Annotated in this window: 4 protein-coding genes and 1 tRNA gene; 1 reads left to right on the forward strand and 4 read right to left on the reverse strand. The window is 72.4% G+C overall.

Going from position 1 to position 7,673, the window contains the following annotated elements; genetic code table 11:
- Positions 1 to 347: 347 nt before the first annotated feature.
- The 4 genes from ACFWJW_RS25065 to ACFWJW_RS25080 form a co-directional block, all read right to left on the reverse strand.
- On the reverse strand, positions 348 to 4,352 hold the full coding sequence (locus ACFWJW_RS25065; RefSeq protein ID WP_387245520.1) for a hypothetical protein: 4,005 nt from the start codon (positions 4,350 to 4,352) through the stop codon (positions 348 to 350).
- A gap of 718 nt (positions 4,353 to 5,070) precedes the next feature.
- Positions 5,071 to 5,144, reverse strand: a tRNA-Pro gene (locus tag ACFWJW_RS25070).
- 12 nt (positions 5,145 to 5,156) lie between these two features.
- Positions 5,157 to 5,885, reverse strand: coding sequence for an integral membrane regulator (locus ACFWJW_RS25075; protein ID WP_387245523.1), 729 nt, complete (start codon positions 5,883 to 5,885; stop codon positions 5,157 to 5,159).
- 142 nt (positions 5,886 to 6,027) lie between these two features.
- The gene (locus tag ACFWJW_RS25080; RefSeq protein ID WP_387245526.1) at positions 6,028 to 6,954 is read right to left on the reverse strand and encodes a metallophosphoesterase; all 927 of its coding nucleotides are present in this window, start codon (positions 6,952 to 6,954) and stop codon (positions 6,028 to 6,030) included.
- A gap of 126 nt (positions 6,955 to 7,080) precedes the next feature.
- Here ACFWJW_RS25080 and ACFWJW_RS25085 point away from each other — a divergent pair, with 126 nt between their 5' ends.
- Positions 7,081 to 7,545: a GatB/YqeY domain-containing protein gene (locus ACFWJW_RS25085; protein WP_387245528.1), complete on the forward strand. Its 465-nt coding sequence runs from the start codon at positions 7,081 to 7,083 to the stop codon at positions 7,543 to 7,545.
- The last annotated feature ends 128 nt before the right edge of the window (positions 7,546 to 7,673 follow it).

Consider the following 7,673-nt stretch of genomic DNA (forward strand, 5'->3'; position numbering starts at 1 on the left):
TGACGGTAGCGGTGGGTGAACCCGTGACCATTCCGCCGCAGAGGCCCATTGCCCTGAATTCTGGTCTCCGGTTCCCTGCGGGGTAATGCGCCGCGCAATGGGGACAGGGCAGGAAAGCGCCCGATCGCTGGCGACGGGGGATGCACCAGCGATCGGGCTATGGCCAAGAGTAGCAAGGCTGACCGCGCTGCGGGAGATAACTGCTGAACTGGAACGCGGAGTTGTGGCTGGAGTCACGTGGCGCGGCCCGTCAGAGGCGGAAAACGGGGGCCGCGGTCGCTGTGGAACCGAACCGGGACGCCCCGTCCGGCGCCCGGTTCCTGCCGTTCGACAGGGGCCCGGCTCCGTTACTTGTCGCACGGGGGCGCGTACGCGAGATGCGGCAGATACTCGCGCCATTTCTCCGCTGTCAGCACGCCCCGGGTGGTCGAGCAAATACGGCGAATGGCCTTGTCGGCGTCCAGGTTCCACAGCCGGACGGTTCCGGCGCCGCTCGACACCCCGAGCATGCGGCTTTGCGGGCTGAACGACAGGAAATTGCCGGTCTTGGCGTTGGGGCTCGTCGACTGTCCCATGGGAGTGGCCCCGGACGGCGGGGTGACGTCCCAGAACCGGACCGTGTTGTCGTTCCCGCCACTCGCCAGGGTGTGGCCGCCCTTGCTGAACGTCAGCGACACCACCGCTTCGGTGTGACCCATGAGCGGGGAGCCCAGCCGGGTCGCCTTACGGGGGTCGGTGGTGTTCCAGAGCCGTACGGTGTCGTCGTCGCTGCCGCTGGCCAGCGTATGGCCGTCCGGGCTGTAGGCGAGCGCGTTGACGGGTCCCAGGTGACCGGTGAGCGGCGCGCCGAAGAGGACGGCATGGCGGGGGTCGGTGACGTTCCAGAGCCGTACGGTGTCGTCCGCGCTGCCGCTGGCGAGCGTGCGCCCGTCCGGGCTGAAGACGAGGGAGTTGACGTACCCCTTGTGCCCGGTGAGCGGCCCGCCGAGCGGACGGACGCGGGACGGGGCGGTGACGTCCCACAGCTGGATCGTGTGGTCCTCGTAAGCGGTCGCCAGCGTGCGCCCGTCGGGGCTGATGGCCAGCGCGTCGGGGCCCACGAAGCGGGTCCGCAGCGTGGCGGGCTTCCCGTAGCGGACCGGGTGCGCCGGGTCGGTGACGTTCCACAGCTCCACGGCCTGGCTCCCCATCAGCACCGCGAGGGTGCGGCCGTCGGGGAAGAACGCCAGGGAACGCACATCGCCCTTCCCCGGCACGAACGGCTTGCCCAGCACCACGGGCCGCTCGGGACGCTGCACGTTCCACAGCCGGACCCTCCGGTCGCGGGCGCCCGTGGCGAGCACCCGCCCGTCCGGGCGGAACGCTCCGATCCGGCCGACCATGTTCGACGTCGGAATCGACCAGAGCCGGACCTTGCTGTCGCCGCTCCCCGTGGCCAGGGTCCGCCCGTCCGGGCTGAAGCCCACCGCGTACATCTCCCCGCTGCTGCCCGCGAGGGGCTCGCCGACCTGCGACGGGTACGCCGGATCGCTGACGTTCCACAGGCTCGCCGTGCTGTCCGCGCTGCCGGCCGCGAGCATGTTGCCGTCGGGGCTGAAGGCCACGGACCACAGGGGGCCGGTGTGTCCGGTGAGCGGCGCGCCGAGCGGTGCCGCGTGACGGGGGGAGGACACGTTCCAGAGCCTGAGGGTGTTGTCCGAGCTGCCGCTGGCGAGGGTGTGGCCGTCCGGGCTGAAGGCCACGGAGTGCACGGTGTCCGTGTGCCCGGTCAGCCCCTTGCCGATCCGCGTCGGACGGCGCCGGTCGGCCATGTCCCACAGCCGGACCGTGTTGTCATCGCCGCCGGCTGCCAGCATCCGCCCGTCGGGGCTGAAGGCCACGGAGCGTACGGCGGCGGTGGCGCCGGTCAGGGCACCGAGAGTCTTCTGCCGCCGCGGAGCACGGACGTCCCACAGGCGCACGGTGTGATCCTCGTTGGCGGTGGCCAGCGTCTGCCCGTCGGGGCTGAAGGCGAGCAGGAAGACGGTGCCGTCGTGACCGGACAACGGCGCCCCGAGCGGGTGCGGACGGGCGGGATCCCGCACGTCCCACAGCCGGACCGTGCCGTCGTCCGCGGCGCTGGCGAGGGTGCGGCCGTCCGGGCTGAAGACCGCGGTGCTCACCCAACTCGTGTGGCCGGTGAGCGGCTTGCCCAGGGGTTTGGGACGCGTCGGGTCGGCCACGTCCCACAGGCGCACGGTCCGGTCGTAGCTGGCGGTGGCCAGGATCCGCCCGTTCGGGCTGAACGAGGTGAGGTAGACGGCGCCGGTGTGGCCCAGCAGCGGCGTGGCCAGCGGCGCGTTCACCATCGAGATCAAGCGGTTGTTGGTGCCCTCGTCGTCCGGCCGCAAGCCGTGTGCCACCAGATCGAGTTGCGCCGACAGGGACGGATCCGTGTACTGGGCGCGGTCGGCCTGGGCGAGCACCTGCTCGAAGACGGTGTCGTCCCGCTGCTGCCGCGCGATCACCGCCGAACCGACCGCCAGCAGCGTCATGACGACCAGCGCCGCCACCGCACCACGGCTGAGCAGGACGGTGCGCTTGCGCAGCCGGACCGAGGCGGCCAGGAATTCCACCGCGCTGCGGGTCAGGAAGGTGTCACCGGCGGAGTCGGCCCAGGTGCGCGCCTGCTCCAGACGGGAGCCCCGGTAGAGCATGGAGGTGTCGCGGTCCGAGTCCTCCCAGGCCCGGCCGTCCTCCTCCAGCCGCTGGCGCAGCAGATTGCCGTTCCGGTCCTCGTCGATCCAGTCGCGCAGCCGCGGCCAGGCGTGCAGCAGCGCCTCATGGGTGATCTCCACCGCCTCCGCGTCGAGGGTCACCAACCGGGCGTGCACCAGCGCTTCGAGCGATTCCTCCGTCTTTCCCGGGTCCGTCGACTCATTCGCCAGTTGGTGACGCTTCCCCCGCCTACGAGTGGCCTGGGTGTCCTCTCCCAGCCGGACCAGCCGGAGCAGGAGCAGACGCGCGGCCGTACGTGCCGTCGGGTCGAGGCCGGACCAGGCCCGCTCGGCGGTCGCCGCCACCGCGCCCTGGATTCCGCCCGCCGCGCGGTAGCCGGACAGCGTCAGCCGGCCCGCCTTCCGCCGCTGCCAGGTGGCGAGCAGGGCGTGCGAGAGGAGCGGCAGCACCCCCGCGTCATGCGCCCCGCCGGCGCCGTCGGCGCTGACTTCCCGGACGATCAGTTCCGCCAGCCCCGGTTCGAGTTCCAGGCCCACGGCCTTGGCCGGGCCGGTCACCGCCTCGCGCAGCTCCGTGGTGGTCAGCGGCCCGAGCACCATGTGCCGGTGCTGGAGGGCGTCGGCCAGTTCCGGGTGCCCGAGGCACTGCTCGTAGAAGTCGGCCCGTATGCCGAGGACGACGAGCACCGGGGCGAGCCCGCCCGGGTCGGAGGGCGTGCACGCGGCGTGCAGCGTCTCGATGAAGGTGCGCCTGATCGCCTCGTCGGAGCAGAGGGTGAAGGACTCCTCGAATTGATCCACGATCACGACCGGACGGGCGGCGGAGGACGCCGTCCCGCGTTCCGTCCACGCCGCGACGGCCTCCCGCACCGCATGCGCGAAGTGCGGAGTACCGGGCTCCGCCGCCGGGCCGGAGAGGACCTCGGCCAGCCCGGGGATCCGGCGGGCCAGCTCCGCGAGCGGATCGCCGCCCGGCACGAACTGAAGCACCTCCCGCTTCGGGCCGTTCCCGTCACCCGGTGCGCCGTGCTGCAACGCGGGCACCAAGCCGGCGTTCAGCAGCGAGGACTTTCCCGCCCCCGAGGCGCCCACCAGCATGACCAGGCCGCCGGTCTCCTCCGCCGTGTGCAGCTGCGCGACGAGGGCCTGTGTGCTCCGCTCCCGCCCGAAGAACCACCCGGCGTCCTGCTGACGATACGAAGCCAGCCCCCGGTACGGGCACACGCCGGGGACGGCCGCGGCGTCGACCGGAGGACGTTCCTCCTCTTGCGTCGGTCCCGCGGCACGGTCGCCCACCGGCCCGGCGACCGCCCGCTCCCACAGCCGCTGCCACTGCGCCAGGTCGTACAGACCCGGGGACACCGGAGTGGGCCGCAGACGTCGTGCCTGCGGGATCAGGATGTGCAGCACCGCGGCGAGCGCGGCGAACTGAGCGGGTACGTTCTTGGCCCGCCGCCAGTCGCTGATCCGCTGCACCGACACCCGCACGGGGCGCCCTCGTTCGTCGATCCGCTGGAGCCGGACGACCGCCTCGGCCACCTTCTTGAGCGGAGGGTTGCCGGCTTCCTTGTACAGCAGCGCGAGACGTTCCGCGAAGGCTGTACGTGCCCCTGAGTCGGAACTCAAGGCTTCCACCCCCTACGTCCCCCGCACTTGGACATCCGGACCGGAAAACTCACCTTAGCTGGCTGACCTGTGAAGACACCGCCGTCCGGAGACCGGAACCTCCCCGTCGGGACCCCCAGCTGGCAGGATCCCGTCGCAGCGGCGCAGCAACCGGGCCCACCCGGACAGCACACCGGCTCAGCGCTCGGAGACCACTCCTGATGCACGTTCGCGGTCATTCTCCGCCGGAGTCACGAGCCGGTGGTGAGGGTCCTGGCGCGCTCACGCGAGGGAACTGTGGAAACGGTCCCCGCCGGATCGCTGCCGCGTCGACCATGGGTCCGGCCCTTCCTGGATCCGCGCCGGTACGGGGGGCGCGGATCTTCGCCGCCCGCGCCGTTCGGCACCGGTCCTCACAGGGGAGGGACCGGTGGCGAACGGCGCGGCGTAGTTCCTGCCGTACGGCCCGGACGGGCCCCGGCGCCGGCCCGTCCATGGGCGGGGCGGAACCCCGGGGTCAGCCGTGCCGAGGCAATCGCCCTCACGGAAACACCGCCACCTGTGGCCCGAATCACATCCGATGCCGCGTCTGCCGGGCGGGCAAAAGCCTCTGAAGGGGCGTCAGCGGCCGGCTCCCGGCCCCTGCGCATCCACGACCCGCTCCCGCTCGCCCACGAGCTGCCCCGGAAAACACCTCAGGCCCGGTCTTCCTTGACGGAAGGCCGGGCCTGACCTGTTGTTTCTTCAGTCGGGGTGGCGGGATTTGAACCCACGACCTCTTCGTCCCGAACGAAGCGCGCTGCCAAGCTGCGCTACACCCCGAAGCAACGAGCTCTACTTTAGCGGACTGATCCCTGTAGGTGAAATCCGGTTCTTGTGGAGCGGGGGAGCGGGCCTGACCTGGTCGATCCCGACGGTGATCAAGGGGAGCAGGCAGATCGCCAGGGCGAGGGTGAGCGCGGTGGTGACCGTGGGGGGCGGGGCGCCGGCCGTGGTGGGGAAGGCGAGGGCGAACGCGAGGTAGAGGAGCGGGTAGGCCGGCCACTGCCAGGCGCAGGGCAGGCGGAAGCCGCGGGGGGCGGTGAGCAGCAGCCAGTCGGCGAGCGCGGCGAGCGGGGTGAGGCCGTAGAGGAGGTGGGGGGCGAGGGGCTGGGCGGCGGTGGGGGTGCCGGTGCCCGGCAGGGTGAAGGCGGTGGTGTCGGCGGCGGGCAGGGCGTAGTGGACGAGGGCGGGGAGGGCGAGGAAACAGAGGAGCGCGCCGGTGAGGCGGGGGCTCACGGGGCGGCGGCCGGTCCAGGCGCGGTGGGCGGAGCAGGCGGAGACCAGCGCCACGGCGAGGTTGGCCTGCACGGCGAAGCGGGTGAGGAGTCGGGCCGGGGCGGGGTCGCCGAGGGCGGCGAGGAGCAGGCCCGTCAGCGCGGCCGCGGTGAGCACGGTGCGGAAGGCGGCCGCCAGGGGGCGGCGGATCGTGGGGGCGACGGCTGCGGCCGGAGTGCGGGCGGCGGCAGCGGCCGGGTCGGTGGCGTGGCGCGTGGACTGCGAGGTCCGGGTGGGGTCGGACATTCCTCCACGTTAGGGGGGATGATCAGCGGGCGGGGAGACCCGATCCGGCAAATCCGCGCGTCGCCGCCGGGGCACCGCCCGCGGGCCGGTTCCGGCCCCGCCCCTGAGTTCCCGCCCCGCCCCTGAGTTCGGCCCTGAGCCGTCAGTCCCGCGCCGTCAGGGTCAGCAGCGTCGCCTCCGGGGGGCAGGCGAAGCGGACGGGGGTGTAGCGGTTGGTGCCGCAGCCGGCGGAGACATGGAGGTAGGAGGTGTGGCCGGCGGCGGTGTGGGTGGACAGGCCCTTCACACGGTCGGTGTCGATGTCGCAGTTGGTGACGAGGGCGCCGTAGAAGGGGATGCAGAGCTGGCCGCCGTGGGTGTGCCCGGCCAGGATCAGCGGATAGCCGTCGGCGGCGAAGGCGTCCAGCGAGCGCAGGTACGGGGCGTGGACGACGGCCAGCGAGAGATCCGCGCCGGATTCCGGGCCGCCGGCCACCTCGGCGTACCGGTCCCGCTTGATGTGCGGGTCGTCCAGGCCGGTCAGGGCGATCTCGATGCCCTCCAGCTTCAGGCGGCCGCGGGAATTGGACAGGCCGACCCAGCCGGCCGCGTCGAACGCGTCCCGCAGTTCTTCCCACGGGTTGTGGACGACGCCCACGGCGGGTGCGTTGCCGTTGAGGCCGTGCCGGCCCTGGGCCCGCTCGATCAGGTAGCGGGCAGGGTTGCGGAGCTTGGGACCGTAGTAGTCGTTGGAACCGAAGACGTAGGCGCCGGGGAACTCCATCAGCGGGCCGAGCGCGTCCAGGGTCTCGGGGACGCCCTCGGTGTCGGAGAGGTTGTCGCCGGTGTTGATGACGAAGTCGGGGCGCAGCCCGGCGAGCGACTGGAGCCAGCGCTGCTTCTTGCGCTGCCCGCTGACCATGTGGATATCGGAGACCTGGAGGACGCGCAACGGCCGCATTCCGCGGGGCAGTACGGGCACGGTGACGCGCCGGAGGCGGAAGGAGCGGACTTCGAAGCCGGCGGCGTAGGCCAGGCCGGCCGCGCCGACTGCGGTCAGGGTCAGGGGTACTCCGTATCGCGCGCGCATGCGTCCCATCGTCGCAGAGTGCGGGGGGTGGATGCAGCGGCGGAGCGGTCCCGTCGTGCGGCGGGCGTGGCGGGCCGGGAGGAAAAGGCTCGTCGGTTGTCGGTGGGGGGAGGCATACTCAACGGCATGACCACGCTCAAGTCCAAGCTCAAGGACGACCTCACCGTCGCGATCAAGGCGCGCGACGAGCTGCGCTCCTCCACCCTCCGTCTCACGCTGACCGCGATCCAGAAGGAGGAGGTCGCGGGCACCGAGGCGCGTGAGCTGTCCGACGGCGAGGTCGAGAAGATCATCGCGCGGGAGGCGAAGAAGCGCCGGGAGGCCGCGGACGCCTTCGAGCAGGGCGGCCGTGCCGAGCAGGCCGAGCGGGAGCGCGCCGAGGGCGAGGTGCTCGCGGACTATCTGCCCAAGCAGCTGACCGATGACGAGCTGGAGCAGCTGGTCGCGGCGGCCGTGGCGGAGGCCAAGGGCGCCGGCGCCGAGGGCCCGCGGGCGATGGGCGCCGTCATGAAGATCGTCAACCCTCAGGTGGCGGGCCGCGCCGAGGGCGGCCGGGTGGCCGCTGTGGTGAAGAAGCTGCTGGCCGGCTGAAGCGGCCGGACCGGGTCCCGGAAAGACGGCTGAGGGGCGCCCCCACCAACGGGGCCCCCCGACGCCGTTGTCGTTCGGGCCCAAAGGCCGCCCGTGCACCGCCGATGCCGCCCCCCCGGATGTCGGGG

Source organism: Streptomyces sp. NPDC127097 (assembly GCF_042724075.1).
GTDB lineage: Bacteria > Actinomycetota > Actinomycetes > Streptomycetales > Streptomycetaceae > Streptomyces.

What these genes read in the sequence shown, in the direction of transcription:
- ACFWJW_RS25080 (WP_387245526.1), bottom strand. Translation starts at nt 6,954, where the DNA reads ATGCGCGCGCGATACGGAGTACCCCTGACCCTGACCGCAGTCGGCGCG.
- ACFWJW_RS25085 (WP_387245528.1), top strand. Translation starts at nt 7,081, where the DNA reads ATGACCACGCTCAAGTCCAAGCTCAAGGACGACCTCACCGTCGCGATC.
- ACFWJW_RS25075 (WP_387245523.1), bottom strand. Translation starts at nt 5,885, where the DNA reads ATGTCCGACCCCACCCGGACCTCGCAGTCCACGCGCCACGCCACCGAC.